At 56.2% G+C, this 15,215-nt stretch carries 13 protein-coding genes; 12 read left to right on the forward strand and 1 reads right to left on the reverse strand.

Annotation, left to right across the window (positions count from 1 at the left end; all coding sequences use genetic code 11):
• Positions 1 to 534: 534 nt before the first annotated feature.
• On the reverse strand, positions 535 to 3,819 hold the full coding sequence (pulA, locus tag SAQUA_RS04205) for a pullulanase-type alpha-1,6-glucosidase (RefSeq protein ID WP_380678129.1): 3,285 nt from the start codon (positions 3,817 to 3,819) through the stop codon (positions 535 to 537).
• 496 nt (positions 3,820 to 4,315) lie between these two features.
• Between pulA and gspC the strand changes: the two genes are divergently transcribed.
• The 12 genes from gspC to SAQUA_RS04265 are packed head-to-tail and all read left to right on the forward strand — an operon-like array spanning position 4,316 to position 15,203.
• The gene (gene gspC, locus SAQUA_RS04210) at positions 4,316 to 5,179 is read left to right on the forward strand and encodes a type II secretion system protein GspC (protein WP_380678131.1); all 864 of its coding nucleotides are present in this window, start codon (positions 4,316 to 4,318) and stop codon (positions 5,177 to 5,179) included.
• Between the two features lie 15 nt (positions 5,180 to 5,194).
• Complete coding sequence (gspD, locus tag SAQUA_RS04215; RefSeq protein ID WP_380678268.1) at positions 5,195 to 7,162, forward strand: type II secretion system secretin GspD; 1,968 nt, start codon at positions 5,195 to 5,197, stop codon at positions 7,160 to 7,162.
• A complete protein-coding gene (gspE, locus tag SAQUA_RS04220) occupies positions 7,159 to 8,664 on the forward strand; it encodes a type II secretion system ATPase GspE (RefSeq protein WP_380678133.1) in 1,506 nt (501 codons plus the stop codon). Before gspD ends, gspE begins: the two co-directional genes overlap by 4 nt.
• Position 8,665: 1 nt before the next feature.
• Positions 8,666 to 9,889, forward strand: coding sequence for a type II secretion system inner membrane protein GspF (gspF, locus tag SAQUA_RS04225; RefSeq protein ID WP_380678135.1), 1,224 nt, complete (start codon positions 8,666 to 8,668; stop codon positions 9,887 to 9,889).
• A 16-nt stretch (positions 9,890 to 9,905) separates the two neighbouring features.
• Positions 9,906 to 10,337, forward strand: a complete 432-nt coding sequence (gene gspG, locus SAQUA_RS04230) for a type II secretion system major pseudopilin GspG (RefSeq protein WP_380678137.1) — start codon at positions 9,906 to 9,908, stop codon at positions 10,335 to 10,337.
• Positions 10,337 to 10,870, forward strand: a complete 534-nt coding sequence (gene gspH / locus SAQUA_RS04235) for a type II secretion system minor pseudopilin GspH (protein WP_380678139.1) — start codon at positions 10,337 to 10,339, stop codon at positions 10,868 to 10,870. Before gspG ends, gspH begins: the two co-directional genes overlap by 1 nt.
• Complete coding sequence (gspI, locus tag SAQUA_RS04240) at positions 10,867 to 11,232, forward strand: type II secretion system minor pseudopilin GspI (RefSeq protein ID WP_380678141.1); 366 nt, start codon at positions 10,867 to 10,869, stop codon at positions 11,230 to 11,232. The genes gspH and gspI overlap by 4 nt, the downstream gene beginning before the upstream one ends.
• Positions 11,229 to 11,828, forward strand: a complete 600-nt coding sequence (gspJ, locus tag SAQUA_RS04245; protein WP_380678143.1) for a type II secretion system minor pseudopilin GspJ — start codon at positions 11,229 to 11,231, stop codon at positions 11,826 to 11,828. The genes gspI and gspJ overlap by 4 nt, the downstream gene beginning before the upstream one ends.
• Positions 11,825 to 12,802, forward strand: a complete 978-nt coding sequence (gspK, locus tag SAQUA_RS04250; RefSeq protein WP_380678145.1) for a type II secretion system minor pseudopilin GspK — start codon at positions 11,825 to 11,827, stop codon at positions 12,800 to 12,802. The genes gspJ and gspK overlap by 4 nt, the downstream gene beginning before the upstream one ends.
• Positions 12,799 to 13,989 (forward strand): type II secretion system protein GspL, encoded by a 1,191-nt coding sequence (gspL, locus tag SAQUA_RS04255; protein WP_380678147.1) that lies wholly within the window; start codon positions 12,799 to 12,801, stop codon positions 13,987 to 13,989. Before gspK ends, gspL begins: the two co-directional genes overlap by 4 nt.
• Positions 13,982 to 14,470: a type II secretion system protein GspM gene (gene gspM / locus SAQUA_RS04260; protein WP_380678149.1), complete on the forward strand. Its 489-nt coding sequence runs from the start codon at positions 13,982 to 13,984 to the stop codon at positions 14,468 to 14,470. Before gspL ends, gspM begins: the two co-directional genes overlap by 8 nt.
• Positions 14,460 to 15,203, forward strand: coding sequence for a type II secretion system protein N (locus SAQUA_RS04265; protein ID WP_380678151.1), 744 nt, complete (start codon positions 14,460 to 14,462; stop codon positions 15,201 to 15,203). The genes gspM and SAQUA_RS04265 overlap by 11 nt, the downstream gene beginning before the upstream one ends.
• The last annotated feature ends 12 nt before the right edge of the window (positions 15,204 to 15,215 follow it).

The following is a 15,215-nucleotide window of genomic DNA, read 5'->3' on the forward strand; positions in this document are numbered from 1 at the left end:
GTTATTTTATTGTTTTTAATGGAATTTAATTGCTTATCTCCAAAAAATGAATGACTACCATTTTAATTGAATCGATTCAGCAATTTAGTCAAAAAATAAGAAACTGAGTCTATGTATTTCCATTTTGTGTAAATGAAATTGCAATAAAACGCATAAACAAACAAGGTAATGTTTTATATGTGTGATGTTCGTCAAAATTAATATACGAGTTATTACTTTTATACAACTTGAAATGAGTGATGACAGGTGAATTAATCATTTTTAAATGTATCGATTCAGCTTTGGCGCGTATTTAGATTTTTTTTCAGACAAGGTGATGGGGCGGGTGTCGATCCTGGTGGAAGTTATTATGAGTTTTTACCTGCTGATACTCACGTTCAGCTAGTTTCAGCTTGGTGGATTCGCAAAAGAAAACCCCTCCCCCCAACGCTCTCATTCGGGGGGAGGGGCAGATGCAGCTTGCTCCATTCCTTGGGTAAAGTGCTTTGTCAGCGTTTTGAACCACATCCTTGTGGTTCCTGCTGACTAGAATGGTTATTTACTACTAACTGGCAGGCCTGCGCCCTGGGTCGTTTCCTGCGGTTTAACCAACAGTGCAACCGACCACGCTGGGATGGTAATGGTGCCATCCTCGGCGATAACCATACCGGATGCCAGCGAGTTGGTTCCCAAATCCTGCTGGATAGCGTTCAGGCTGAGATTTTTACCCGCAAAGTCATTTATCGTTCTGGCTTCTGGTGCGGCGTTGATCACCACCACCAGCCCATCGGCTTGTGGATCGAGATCCTTGCCGGCCTGGGTGCCGTCATCAATGGTCATCACCAGTAACCCTAGCTGTTGTGCCGCGCCGGTGTTGCGGAAATCAACGCGTTTCATCACTTCACTGCCGCTTCCCAGCGCGATCAGCGGTGAGGATTGGCGTAACTGGGTGAGTTCCTGATAGAACCCGGTCATCTGGGTGATTTCTGCGTTGCCAGGGGCGGCAACCGCGTCTTTTACCAGGCTAATCTCATCGTAGTTTACGCCGTCATCACTAAAACGCGGCATACCCACGTTGGAGTTGTTGTCCTGATAGCTGTAATCCACGCGGTTATACCAGTCACCGGAGTCGTAGGAGTCGCGGGTGAAGGATTTGGAGCGTAACAGTTCGGAACCCTGTTGATCGAAGGCCAGCCCTTGGCCCAGCAAGGTGGTAGCCAGAGAAACCGCCTGCATCCGCACACGGGTCGCCAGATCGGCCTCAGTTGCTGCCTTGTAGCCGATCATATCCCACAGGGTCTGGTTGTCGTGTTTGGAGACATAGTTGACGATTTCTGTCGGATCGCTGGCGTAGCCACCGATTGCACCGTTGTAGTCAATCTCGCTGCCTTTCTTCAGGTTACCGTCTTTGTCGATCAGCAGGAACTCGGCCAGATTGCCCGCCATCCCCAGGCGTGTCAGATCCGCCAGATGGCGCACGGTGTCTTCGTCCTGCTGGGCTTTCTCGTTAACCAATACGCCCGCTCCGTTGCCCAACCCCTGATTCTGCCGCAGCGCCTCTTTCTCATCAAAAGGGCCACCGCCGCGTACCGCATCGCGCAGACGGTCGGAGAAAGTACCAATACCGGTGCCTTTCAGGTTGATTTGTGAGGCGATTTCAAAGCGATCTTCCTGCCCGGAATTCCAGCCCTCGCCAAAGAAATAAACGCTAGGGTTCACCGCTTGGACTTTTTCACGGGCCGCGAGGATCTGAGCTTTAGGGTGATAACCCATCAGATCGAAACGGAAGGCATCAATTTTGTAGTCTCTGCTCCAGACAACCAGAGAATCATCGATCAGCTTGGCGAACATCCGGTGTTCCGGTGCAGAATCGGAACAGCAGGTGGCAGATTCCACGCTACCGCTCGACTCGTTCAGGCGCTGATAATACCAAGGCACGATTTTATCCAGCACCGAGGTGCGGTCGGTTGGGCCAGCGGCATTGGTGTGGTTGTACACCACATCCATAATCACGTTCATCCCCAACTGCTGCTTGATGGTCTGCACCATGGTGCGGAACTCTTTGATACGCAACGTCCCTTCCGGGTTAGTGGAGTAGGAACCTTCCGGCACCGTGTAGTGGAAAGGATCGTAGCCCCAGTTGTAGGAGTCGGTCTGCGACACGTAGCCGTTCAATTCCTGTACTTGCGGATTGGCCTGGCTATCATCCTGCTTCAGTTCATTGAGCACTTCACCAATAGTCGAGGCGCTGCTGCAGTAATCAGCAAAACGGCTCTGCCGCACGGCGCTGTTCAACTCACACAAACGGCTGAAGGGTTGTGGCAGATCGGCCACCTTATCCGCGAACTCGTTGACCGTAGCCAGATCGAACACCGGCAGCAATTCAACGTGGGTCACTCCCGACTGCGCCAGTTGCTTGAGGTGTTTGACCATATTGCTGTCTTCTGCGGTTAGCGCCAGATACTTGCCGCGCATGGCTTCGGGTACCGTTTGGTCCCAGGCAGAAAGATCGCGGATATGGGATTCATGGATCACCATGCTGGCAATATCGGCCTGAGTCGCCTGCGGATGAGGCATTTTCAGGCTGTCCCAGCCTTCGGGTTTCAACTCGCTGTCATTCAGGTCTACTACCTGGCTGTACTCGGAGTTGGTTGACAGGCTATGGGAGTAGGGATCGGTCACCTCATACTGCTCCACCTTGCGCGACTGCGGGTGGTAAACGGTGAGCGCGAAACGATAGAAAGCCCCTTTGAGATCGCTACCTCCCTGATAAGACCAGGCACCAGACTCGCTATCTCGTGTCATCGGGTGGCTGCCAATCACTTTTTTATCTGCGCTGTACAGCACCAGTTCTACCTGCTGGGCAGTGGGAGCCCACAGGCGGAAAGTGACATCAGAGCCGTTCACCACCGCACCGTATTCCAGCTTTTCGGCGGCGGCTGCGAAGCGATCATCCAGCACCCCGGCGGTCTGGATCTGAGTCGCTGAACTGATGACCCCATCCTTATCGGTAGCAAGGGCAATGGTCTCTCCGGTCAATAATTGGTCTACACTGACATTTTCCGGCAACTTAAAGGCGGTATAGTCGGCCAGATGTGGAAAACGCGCGCGCGTCTCTTCGCTGACGGTGGTCGGTGTCAGTGAGTAATAGCTGTCGGTAAATTCGCCATTGCTGTTAGCGGCTACTTTGCTGCTCTGGCTGTAGTAGAGGCGAACAATGGGTTTATCTTTACCGGCTGGCCAGAGGATTGTCTGTTTGTCCACCCAGTGCGCATTGGCCTGTGCCACCCCGAAGGCAGCGCGGAAAGCATCGGCGCGGGTGTCATATAGCGCGTTGCTGCCGGCAATGACTGATACGGTGCGATCGGGGAAATCACTGAACGTGACGCGCATGTCGGCATCAATCAGCTTATTCTCGCCATCGCGCAGGATAAAGTTGATGCAACCGGTGGTTTTGTTCAGATCCAACACCCAGTATGGGCCGTATTGATCGCTGCCTGCTGGGGTATTACTGGTGTCATTCCAACCTGGGAGCGGTTCTTGCAGCGCGTCACAGGTGCCGTTATTCCACAGGAACAGGTTTTTGGTACTGTAATCACCGGTAGTTCCGTTGGTAACGGCCGCGACATCGACCAGATGGATCACCGCCTTGTTGCCCTCCGCCATCAGGGCTTCACCGGGAACGGCGACGTTGGGTAAATGAGCTACGGGTTCCTGATTAATTGGTGGCTCAGGCTTATTTTCTGGATTGGTGTTACTGCTGGAGGAGTTATTGTTATCACAGCCGCTGAGTAACACCAGCGAACCGAAGAGTAGGGCATTAAAGGTATGTTTAAGCATTCTAAATTCCTTCTACCCGTCGCCCTTCAAGATGCAGGGGTGTTGGCTGCTCTCGTTCACCCGAATCACTTACTTGAGTAAGCTCATCGGGACTCTCTCGTTTGCCGCCTACCTGCATCTTGAAGTAACTTGGGTATATAAGACTCACGTAATAGAAAGTAACAATTTGTAAAGCCATGGCATTAGATATTGCAGCGTGGGGAGGAGCATCCTCCCGGTCAAGAAGGCTTCAGGGCGTAGGGGGAAGGAGGAGGCTTAACCGGGCAGGGATGATGAAGCAGAAGAGGGCCAGCATTATTGTGTAAACCAAAAAAGCAAGAAATTACTTTTAAAACAGAAAGATGAAAAACACGCCTTAACGATAAATAATTATTTTTTCATTATGTGAGTCTGTATAGAGTAGTAGGCTGTTTAGCTCCGCAGACAGAACAGGTATACGCCGGGCAAAAAACATCGGGTGTTGGCGCTCCTGATTGGAATGTGACTAAAGGAAAGCATGATGCAATTTTCTGGGATGGCGTTGTCAATCAGGGAAATGGCCCTCAAGTGGTTAACCCCGCGTTGGGCGCTATATGCCGCCATCTTTCTGATGCTAAACCAATTGGCGATGTTGACTTGGCGTCTCTGGTTACCCGCAGAAATCCCTACTCCCGCTTTGCTTAAAGCCACCTTGCCGCAGGTAAAGACGGCAAGCAGTGAAACTTCAGCAGCCTACAATTTCACCCTGTTTGGCACCGCGGCCCCTTCTACTGCTAAAGCTATTGCTACCCCTACCGGCTCCGATGCTTCTTTGCTTAACGCACCGCCTTCGGCGCTAAAAATCAATCTGACCGGCATTGTTGCCAGCCCTACCCCTGCAAACTCCATCGCCATTATCGCCAAAGACAGCAAACAGTTCAGTCTGGCCATCGGTGACAGTACGCCGGGATACGACGCCAAGGTCGCCGCTATTTTCCCCGACCGGGTAGTGATCAGCTATCAGGGGCGTTACGAAGCGTTGCTGCTGTTCGGTGACTCGCCCGCCGTAGCCAAGACGGGGGGGGGCGAGAAAACTCAATCCATCAAGGCCCAGCTCAAGCAGCAGCCGCAAAACATTCTCAACTATCTGAATATTTCCCCGGTGATGGTGGACAACAAACTGACCGGCTATCGCCTGAATCCTGGCGCACAAAAGGAGTTGTTCCAGCAGGTCGGGCTGCAGGAAAACGATCTAGCCGTGGCGATTAATGGTTTGGACCTGCGCGATGCCCAACAGGCTCAACAGGCGTTGAAACAACTACCAGAACTCAGTGAACTGAATCTTACCGTCGAGCGTGACGGTCAATTGCAGGATATCTACGTTGCTCTTGGAGATAATTAATTGTTTAACAAAGGAATAGTCAGGAGCTTACGCGTTCTGGTGCTAGCCACTGCGTTGCTTGGTACTCAGCCAGCCTGGAGCGCCGAGTTTTCTGCCAGTTTCAAGGGCACGGATATTCAGGAGTTCATTAATACCGTCAGCAAGAATCTGAATAAAACGGTGATTATTGATCCCGCCGTGCGCGGCACGATCACGGTGCGCAGCTACGATATGTTGAACGAAGAGCAGTACTACCAGTTCTTCCTCAGCGTGTTGGACGTCTACGGTTTTGCCGTGGTGGATATGCAGAACGGCGTGCTGAAGGTGGTGCGATCCAAAGACGCTAAAACCTCGGCGGTACCGGTCGCCAATGATGCTGAACCGGGGCAGGGGGACGAGGTAGTGACGCGGGTGGTGCCGGTCAACAACGTCGCGGCCAGAGATCTCGCGCCGCTGCTGCGTCAGCTTAACGACAACGCCGGAGCGGGCAGCGTAGTGCACTACGAGCCTTCCAACGTGCTGCTGATGACTGGGCGAGCGGCGGTGATCAAACGCCTGATGGCGATAGTCGAGCGGGTCGATAAGGTTGGCGACCGCAGCGTGGTTACCGTGCCTCTGGCCTATGCTTCAGCGGCAGAGGTGGTCAAAATGGTCACTGAATTGACCAAGGATGCCAGCAAGTCGGCGATGCCAAGCCTGATGACCGCCAGCCTGGTGGCCGACGAGCGTACCAACTCGGTACTGGTAAGTGGTGAACCCAATTCCCGCCAGCGCATCGTTGCCATGATCAAGCAACTGGACCGCGAGCAGGCGGTGCAGGGCAATACCAAAGTGATTTACCTTAAATACGCCAAGGCGACCGATCTGGTTGAAGTGTTGACCGGCGTCAGCAGCAGCATTCAAAGCGAACAGCAGAATGCCAAACCCGCCGAAGCGCTGCGCAAAGATGTCACCATCAAGGCCCACGAACAGACCAACGCCCTGATCCTCACCGGTGCGCCGGATGTGATACGCGATCTGGAAAAAGTGATTTCCCAACTGGATATCCGCCGCGCTCAGGTGCTGGTGGAGGCGATCATTGCCGAAGTGCAGGATGCCGATGGCCTTAACCTGGGCATTCAGTGGGCGAACAAGCACGCTGGTGGCACTCAGTTCACCAATACCGGGTTGCCGATCACCACGGCGATTGCCGGGGTTAATCAGTACAACCAGGACGGCTCGATCAATAACAGCCTGGCCAGTGCCTTGAGCAGCTTTAACGGTATTGCCGCCGGTTTTTATCAGGGCAACTGGGCCATGCTGTTGACCGCGCTGTCCAGTAGCAGCAAGAACGATATTCTGGCAACGCCGAGCATCGTCACGCTGGATAATATGGAGGCCACCTTCAACGTCGGCCAGGAAGTCCCGGTGCTGTCGGGCTCACGTACCACCTCGGGCGACAACATATTCAATACCGTGGAGCGCAAAACTGTCGGTATCAAACTGAAGGTAAAACCGCAGATTAACGAAGGGGATTCGGTGCTGTTGGAGATCGAGCAGGAGGTTTCCAGCGTGGCGGACGCGGCTTCCAGCAGCAGTGCCAATCTGGGCGCGACCTTCAATACCCGGACGGTGAACAATGCCGTGCTGGTGGGCAGTGGGGAGACGGTGGTAGTGGGTGGTTTACTGGATAAAACGGTCCGCGACAGCACCGATAAAGTACCGTTACTGGGGGATATTCCGGTGCTGGGGTATCTGTTCCGCTCCAACAGCCAGCAGGTTTCCAAGCGCAACCTGATGCTGTTTATCCGCCCATCGATTATCCGCGACCGCGATGAGTATCGCCGCGCCTCATCGGAGAAATATCAGGCGTTTAACCAGGAGCAGGAGCAGCTACGTGGTAAGGAAACCAAAGGGTTGACCTTGAACAACGAGGTATTGAAGCTGCCAGCGGATCAGAATGGGGCGACGTTCCGCCAGGTCAATGCGGCAATCAGCGCGTTCTATCAGCGGGGAACCCAATGAGTGATGCCGTAATCGACCACGGTGAACTACGGCCTCAACTGCCTTTCGCCTATGCCCGTGCGCAACGCATTCTGCTACTGCGCGGTCAGGCCGGGTGCCACGCGCTGTGCGTAGCCGATACGGCGGGCAGCGCCCTGCTTGAAGCCCGCAGAGTGGCCGGGTGCGCTCTTACCGTCAGCACGCTTTCAGCCGAAGAGTTCGAGCAGCAACTGGTGAGCAGCTATCAGCGTGACTCGGAAGAGGCGCGGCGCATGATGGCCGATATTGGCAATGAAATGGATTTTTACACCCTGGCTGAAGAGCTACCCGATAGCGACGATTTGCTGGACGCCGACGACGATGCGCCAATCATCCGGCTGATCAACGCCATGCTGACCGAGGCGATCAAAGACAAGGCTTCGGATATCCACATCGAAACCTACGAACGTCATCTGCAGATCCGTTTCCGGGTGGATGGCGTGCTGCGTGAGATCCTGCGGCCCCAGCGGCGGTTGGCGTCGTTGTTGATATCGCGCATCAAGGTAATGGCGCGGCTGGATATTGCGGAAAAACGCGTTCCACAGGATGGGCGTATGGCGTTGCGCGTCGGTGGCAGGGCTATCGACGTGCGTGTCTCCACCCTGCCTTCCAATTATGGCGAGCGGATCGTTCTGCGCTTGCTGGACAAGAACAGCGTCAGTTTGGATCTCGACACTCTTGGCATGTCGCGGCAAAACCAGCGGCAGATCGATGAGCTGATCCAGCGCCCCCACGGCATTATATTGGTGACCGGCCCGACCGGCTCCGGTAAAAGTACCACGCTGTATGCGGCGCTCAGCCGCTTGAACGCCAGCGAACGCAACATTATGACGGTGGAGGATCCCATCGAATACGAGCTGGACGGTATCGGCCAGACTCAGGTAAATCCCAAGGTGGATATGACCTTCGCCCGTGGCCTGCGTGCGATCCTGCGTCAGGACCCGGATGTGGTACTGGTGGGAGAGATCCGCGATAGCGAAACCGCGCAGATTGCGGTGCAGGCTTCGCTGACCGGCCATCTGGTGCTATCAACCTTGCATACCAACAGTGCATTGGGGGCGTTGTCGCGCCTGCAGGATATGGGGATCGAGCCCTTTTTACTGTCGACCTCACTGCTGGCGGTGCTGGCTCAGCGGCTGGTGCGAACCTTATGCCCCGACTGCCGCCACCCTTATCAGGCCGATGCGGCGCTGGCGCAACAGATGGAGATCCCACCGGGAACCACGGTCTGGCAACCTAAGGGTTGCCCGCAATGTAACTTTATCGGTTACCGGGGCCGAACCGGGATCCATGAACTGCTGTTGATCGACGACCGAGTGCGTGCAGCTATCCACCAGGGCGAACGTGAGTTCGCTATTGCCCGCCAACTGCGCAATGAGTACGTGACGCTGCGCCGTAGCGGTTGCGAGAAAGTGTTAGCGGGCGAAACCAGTTGGGAAGAGGTGGTTCGCGTCACGGAAAGCCAACTGCCGGAGGAAGAGTGATATGGCACTGTTCCATTACCAGGCGTTAGACCAACGTGGCAAAAAACGCCGGGGCGTGCAGGAGGCGGATTCTGCCCGCCATGCGCGCCAGCTGCTACGGGAACAAGGGTTGGTTCCCGTCAGCCTGGATGAAGGGCAGGATGAACGCCAACGGGCCTGCAGCGGCAAGCGCGCCTTATGGCAGCGTGGCATCAGCAGCGCCGATCTGGCGTTATTGACCCGGCAATTGGCGACGCTGGTGGCCGCTTCGCTGCCGCTGGAAGAAGCGCTGGATGCGGTTGCCAAACAGAGTGAAAAACCGCGCCAGCGGGCGCTGATGGCGGCGGTGCGCACCAAAGTGCTGGAAGGGCACTCGCTGGCGGAAGCGATGGGCGGTTACCCCGCCAGCTTTGAGCGCCTGTACTGCGCCATGGTGGCCGCAGGGGAAGCCTCTGGTCATCTGGATCTGGTATTGAACCGGCTGGCGGATTACACCGAACAGCGCCAGCAGATGCGTGGGCGGATCCTGCAGGCAATGATTTATCCCTGCGTACTGACGGTGGTTGCCATCAGCGTGATTGCCATCCTGCTTTCTGCCGTGGTGCCCAAAGTGGTGGAACAGTTCGTTCATATGAAACAGGCGTTGCCGCTCTCCACCCGCATGCTGATGGCGTTGAGTGACGGCGTGCGCACCTTTGGCCCCTGGTTGCTGCTGCTGATACTGCTTGGCGTATTGCTGATGCGTGTGCTGTTGCGCCAGAGTGCGCGGCGCGTGGCTTTCCACCGCCAGTTACTGCGCCTGCCGGTGATTGGCCGCATTGCCCGGGGCCTGAATACCGCACGCTATGCCCGCACGTTGAGCATCCTCAACGCCAGCGCGGTGCCGCTGTTGCAGGCGATGCGCATCAGCGGTGAGGTGCTGACCAATGACTATGCCCGCAGCCAACTGGCCGTTGCCACCGAATCGGTGCGCGAAGGGGTGAGCCTGCACCGAGCCTTGGAGCTGACGGCTCTGTTCCCGCCGATGATGCGCCACATGATCGCCAGCGGCGAACGCAGCGGTGAGCTGGACAGCATGCTGGAACGTGCGGCGGACAATCAGGACCGTGAATTTTCTGCCCAGATGCAATTGGCATTAGGGCTGTTTGAACCCTTGCTGGTGGTCAGCATGGCGGGAGTGGTGCTGTTTATTGTCTTGGCGATCCTGCAACCGATCCTGCAATTAAATACCTTGATGAGTTCCTGAATAAACGGAGAAAAACATGCAGCAACAGCGTCAGCGCGGCTTTACCCTGTTGGAAATTATGGTGGTGATTGTGATCCTCGGTGTCCTTGCCAGCCTGGTGGTGCCCAACCTGATGGGCAATAAAGATAAGGCGGATCATCAGAAGGTGGTCAGCGATCTGGTAGCGCTCGAGAGCGCGCTGGATATGTACAAGCTCGATAACAGCCGTTACCCCACCACCGAACAGGGGCTACAAGCGCTTGTCACCAAGCCTTCCGCCCAGCCGGAGCCGCGTAATTACCCGAAAGACGGCTATATCCGCCGCTTGCCGCAGGACCCATGGGGAGCGGATTACCAATTGCTGAGCCCTGGGCAGCACGGTCAGGTCGATATTTTCTCTTACGGGCCGGACGGCATGCCAGACACTGAAGATGACATTGGCAACTGGACCATCGGTAATAAGAAGTAGTGCGTCAGCGCGGCTTCACGCTGCTGGAAATGATGCTGGTAGTGCTGCTGATTGGCAGCGCCGCCAGCCTGGTAATGATGTCATTTCCTGCCGTTCAGCAGAGTAACCCACAGCAACAACTGGCTCGTTTTCAGGCCCAGTTGGATTTCGCCCTGGACGATAGCCAACAGAATGGTCAGTTGTTGGGGATCCTGGTGCGGCCTGAGGGTTGGCAGTTCAAGATCCTGCGACGGCAGCAGCCAGAAAATGCAGCCGCATCGTCGGGTTCGGACACTTGGCAAGGGTATGTCTGGCAAGAGTGGCAACCGCGCCGTGGGGCGCTGGGCGGCGAAATGCCGGAGGGAATGCAGCTTGAGCTACAGTTCCCCGGCCTTGAGGACTGGCCGTCGGCTGAGGCTAGCGAGCCGGATATCATGCTGTTACCGGGTGGCGAGATCACCCCGTTCAAACTGCTTTTCGGGCCAACAGGCGTCTGGCTGCAGGTTGATAACAGCGGTGTGGTGAGTACCTCCGAACCTGAGGCTGCACGGTGAAAATGCAGCGCGGGATGACCTTGCTGGAAGTGCTGGTGGCGCTGGTGGTATTTGCTTTGGCGGGGTTGGCGCTGTTGCAAACCACGGCCCAGCAGGCGAGCGGTATTGGCCGCATGGAAGAAAAGGTACTGGCGAGCTGGCTGGCCGATAATCAGCAGGTCCAACTGCATTTGGAGAAAACCTGGCCGGAGAAGCGCTGGAGCGAAAAAACGGTCACCTTTGCCGGGGAGCAGTGGCACCTGCGCTGGCAGGGCGTAGATACCCAAATCAGCCAGTTGCGTGCGCTGGATGTTGAGGTGCGGCGTAACAAACAAGATGCGGCGGCGCTGGTTTCTTTGCGCAGCTATGTGGTGCAGCAATGAATCGCCAAACGGCGCGGGGATTTACCCTGTTGGAAATGCTGCTGGCGTTGGCGATTTTTGCTGCGCTGAGCATCAGCGCATTCCAGGTACTACAGGGTGTGATGCGTAACGATGAGATTTCCCAACGTAAGGTGCAACGCTTGGCCGAGTTGCAGCGGGCATTCGTGCAGATCGACAAAGACTTCGGCCAGATCATCCCGCGCCGCAGCCGGGGCAGTGAGCGCCTGCTGTCTGCCGCACGTTACCAGTTACAGAGTGAGGACTGGGCAGTTTCTTTCATGCGCAATAGCTGGCAGAACCCTTTGGGCAGGCTGCCACGTTCGGAATTACAGAGTGTGGGTTACCGCCTGCGCAATCAGCAGTTAGAGCGCTTGAGCTATAGCCATCCAGATCCACAGGTAGGCGAAACACCGGTAGTTAAGGTAGTGCTCAGCAGCGTCAGCGCTTTTCGCCTGCGGTTCTTTGCCAAAGGAGCCTGGCAGGAGAACTGGGATAATGCGGCAACGTTACCGCAAGGGATTGAAGTGACGCTGACGGTGAACGGCGTGGGTGAACTGACCCGCTTGTTCGCCCTGCCTGAAGGGCCAAGCGAATGAAAGGGCGGCAGAAAGGCGTTGCGCTGCTGGTGGTGCTATTGATCCTGGCCTTGATGGTTACGGTTGCCGCCACGATTGCCGAACGTAACGGGCGCACTTATCTGCGCACGGCGGCGCAGCTGCAACAGCAGCAGGCGAAATGGTATGGCGTTGCGGCAGAGGCGCTAGCCGGGAAAATCCTGCAGAGAGATAGGCTGGATCTGCCGAATAAAACCCATCTGGCGCAAAACTGGGCGCAAGAGGATCGCAGATTCCCGGTTGAAGGGGGCGAATTGCAGGGGCAAATTGTCGATGGGCAGGCCTGTTTTAATCTCAACGCCATTAATCAGGGCGCGGGGGAGCAGACTGACACGCCTTATCCCGCCAAGGTTTTTCTACAGCTATTGAACAATCTGGGGGAGGAGCCGCTGCACTCAGAACAGGTGACCGCCGCCTTGCGCGACTGGATAGACAGCGACAGTGAACCCGGCATCAATGGTGCGGAAGATGATGTGTATATGGCATTGGAGCAGCTTTACCTGCCGGCTAATCAGCCGATGCAGGATGTCAGCGAGTTGCGCATGGTTTATGGTGTTGACGCCGCACTTTATCAACGGCTGCTGCCCTATGTGTGCGCATTGCCAACGCAGACGTTGTTGTTGAATATCAACACCTTGCGTACCGCCCAAGGGCCGTTATTGGCGGCGTTGTTTCTGGCCGAACTCTCGCCGCAAGAGGCCGAGCAGTTGTTACAACAGCGGCCACGGGAAGGGTGGGACAGCGTGGCGGAATTTTTGGCACAGCCGTCGTTAGAGGATATTGAGACTACCACGCTCAGGCCCATGCTGGCGGTGAATAGCGACTTTTTTTTGGCCAATTTCAGCGTGCTGATGGGCGACAACCATTTCAGTCAGCACAGTTTATTGCAAAAGGCAGGCAATAATTTTCAGGTAGTACAGCGGAAATACGGATTAAGCATGATGGTGACGCCTTGACTGAGAACATAAAGCGCAATGGGGAAGCGCGGTTAATCCTGCGGTTACCCAGTGACGACAGCCAGCCGCTCCTGTGGCGATGGGCTCACCTGCAAGGGAGCCTGGCGGCAGGGGAGACTGACCCAGAGCTGGCGCGTCTGCTCGCCAGTTACCCGGCGTGGGTGCTGGTTCCGGCGAGTGAGTTTGCTTTCCATCAGGTGACGCTGCCGCGACGGGCGCGACGCCAGAGCCTGCAGGTATTGCCATTTATGCTGGAGGAGCAGTTGGCAACGGATGTCGAGCGCCTGCACTTCGCCATTTTGCAGCAGAGTGGTGACCTGTGTGACGTTGCGGTGGTGGAGAAAAACGCCATGCAGCGCTGGATTGCCCGCTGCGAGCAACTGGGTGTGCGCGTGCAGGCGCTGCTCCCCGACGTGCTGATGTTACCGCTGGTGGCTAACGGATGGAGTGTCGTCCGCCTGAACGATCAATGGTTGTTCCGGCGGGCGGCCCATGCCGGGATGATTGTCGAATCCTGCTGGTTGCCCGAATTGCTGGCGCTATGGTCACCGCCGCTGATTAGTAGCTATTCCGCGCCCCCGCCACAGACGGCGGATGTGCCAGAGTGGCGTGTGCAGCCCACGCGGGATTTACTGCAACTGGCGGCAGAAGGTGAAGTCTATCGCGGTGCCGATCTACGCCAGGGGGAGTTTACCCGCTCCAGCCCGTGGCGCGCCGGTTTACGCCCTTGGCGCCCGGTGATGCTGGTTCTGGCAGGGTATTTACTGCTGCTGAGCGTCGACGCGGGGTGGTCACACTATCGGCTGTGGCAACAGGCTGAACAGTGGCGAAAGCAGAGTGTGCAGCTTTATCAGCAACTATTCCCGGCAGAGAAAAATGTGGTTAACCCACGCGTACAGATGCAGCAACATTTGCAGGCGTTACAGCCTATCGAACCGGCTGGGCTGAGCGTGCAGATGCGCCAGTTGCAGCAGTTGATCGCCAAGAGCCCGAAGATTGGCTTACAGGCGTTGTCCTATGACGCCAGCCGTAAAGAAATCAAAATCGATCTTCACGCGCCTTCTTTCCAGGTGTTGGAGCAGTTCCAGAACATTGTCGGGCAGCGTTATCGGCTGCAACCCGGCGAAGTGAAGCAGGGCCCAGGCAGGGTAGAAAGCCGGTTGATTCTGGGGATACAGGATGAATGAGTTGAAACGGCGCTGGTTGCAGTTCAGCCCCCGGGAACGACTGCTGCTATTGGGCTGTGGCGTACTGATGATTGTGAGCCTGTGCTACTACACGCTTTGGCAGCCTTGGCAACAACGGGCCGAGCAGTGGCAACGCACCATCGCCCGCGAAAAGGGCACGGTGGAATGGATGACTCAACAGGCCCCGCGCCTGCGCCAACAAACGCCGCGCCCGCTGCAGGATGAATCGCTCAGCCTGTCGGCGACGGTGACGCGCAGCGCCACCGCGCAGGGGATTGGCATTGCCCGTATACAACCGCAGGGGGAACGCTTGGCCGTGACTCTCGAAGCGGGTGACTTTAACCGCTTGATGCTCTGGCTAACACAGTTGGAACAGCAATATCGGGTGCGAGTCGTCGCGCTCGACGTGGCCGCGCAGCCCGGCAAACCCGGTTGGGTAGCGGTAAACAAGCTGATGCTGGAACGCCGTAATGGGCGCTAAAGCGAAAAAAATCGCCCTGGTGCTGGCCTGCTATCTGCTGCTGTTGGGTTGGAATGCACCGGCACAGCTGTTACGGAGTTTTCTGCCAGCGGAGATGCGTATTGGCAGTTTTACCGGTTCGATCTGGCAAGGCAGCTTGCGCCAATTCAACTGGCATCAGCTTACGCTGGCAGAGGTGAACTGGCAGTTCACATTCTCTTCATGGCGGCCAGCATTGCAGCTTGAACTGTGGGATCCGCAGGGTATTCAGGGGCACGGGACATTGCGCGGTTGGTCCGGCCTGCAATTGTATGAATGGCAACTCTCGGCCCCCGCAGATTGGCTACAGCAACGCTTGCCGTTGCCATTACCGATAACGGCTCAAGGTAAACTACAGCTGCGCCTACAGCAGGGGGAACTCGGCCCACATGGCTGCGTAAACCTTACCGGCGGGCTGATTAACTGGCACAATGCGCAGCTGGCAACGCCTTTGGGTGGGTTAGATCTTGCCAATATACAGGGGCAACTCAGTTGTAACCGGCAAGGGGCGCTAGCGCTGGTGCTGAAGCAGAACTCTGCTCATCTGAACCTGACGGGGCAGGGCAATCTCGCACTCGACGGACGCTATCAGTTCAACGGACAATTGCGCGGTGGGCCGGAGTTACCTGATGTGATAAAACCGCTGCTGTCTCAGTTGGGTAAAGCCAATGACCAGGGGCTGATCGCCTGGCAGGTTCAGGGGCGGGCATTTTGATGCGCAACAACA

The sequence above is a fragment of the Serratia aquatilis genome, from assembly GCF_044865145.1.
Lineage (GTDB): Bacteria > Pseudomonadota > Gammaproteobacteria > Enterobacterales > Enterobacteriaceae > Chania > Chania aquatilis.

Excerpts from the sequence above, each read along its gene's own strand:
- pulA (WP_380678129.1), bottom strand. The coding sequence starts at position 3,819 with ATGCTTAAACATACCTTTAATGCCCTACTCTTCGGTTCGCTGGTGTTA.
- gspC (WP_380678131.1), top strand. The coding sequence starts at position 4,316 with ATGATGCAATTTTCTGGGATGGCGTTGTCAATCAGGGAAATGGCCCTC.
- gspE (WP_380678133.1), top strand. The coding sequence starts at position 7,159 with ATGAGTGATGCCGTAATCGACCACGGTGAACTACGGCCTCAACTGCCT.
- gspF (WP_380678135.1), top strand. The coding sequence starts at position 8,666 with ATGGCACTGTTCCATTACCAGGCGTTAGACCAACGTGGCAAAAAACGC.
- gspG (WP_380678137.1), top strand. The coding sequence starts at position 9,906 with ATGCAGCAACAGCGTCAGCGCGGCTTTACCCTGTTGGAAATTATGGTG.
- gspJ (WP_380678143.1), top strand. The coding sequence starts at position 11,229 with ATGAATCGCCAAACGGCGCGGGGATTTACCCTGTTGGAAATGCTGCTG.
- gspK (WP_380678145.1), top strand. The coding sequence starts at position 11,825 with ATGAAAGGGCGGCAGAAAGGCGTTGCGCTGCTGGTGGTGCTATTGATC.
- gspM (WP_380678149.1), top strand. The coding sequence starts at position 13,982 with ATGAATGAGTTGAAACGGCGCTGGTTGCAGTTCAGCCCCCGGGAACGA.
- SAQUA_RS04265 (WP_380678151.1), top strand. The coding sequence starts at position 14,460 with ATGGGCGCTAAAGCGAAAAAAATCGCCCTGGTGCTGGCCTGCTATCTG.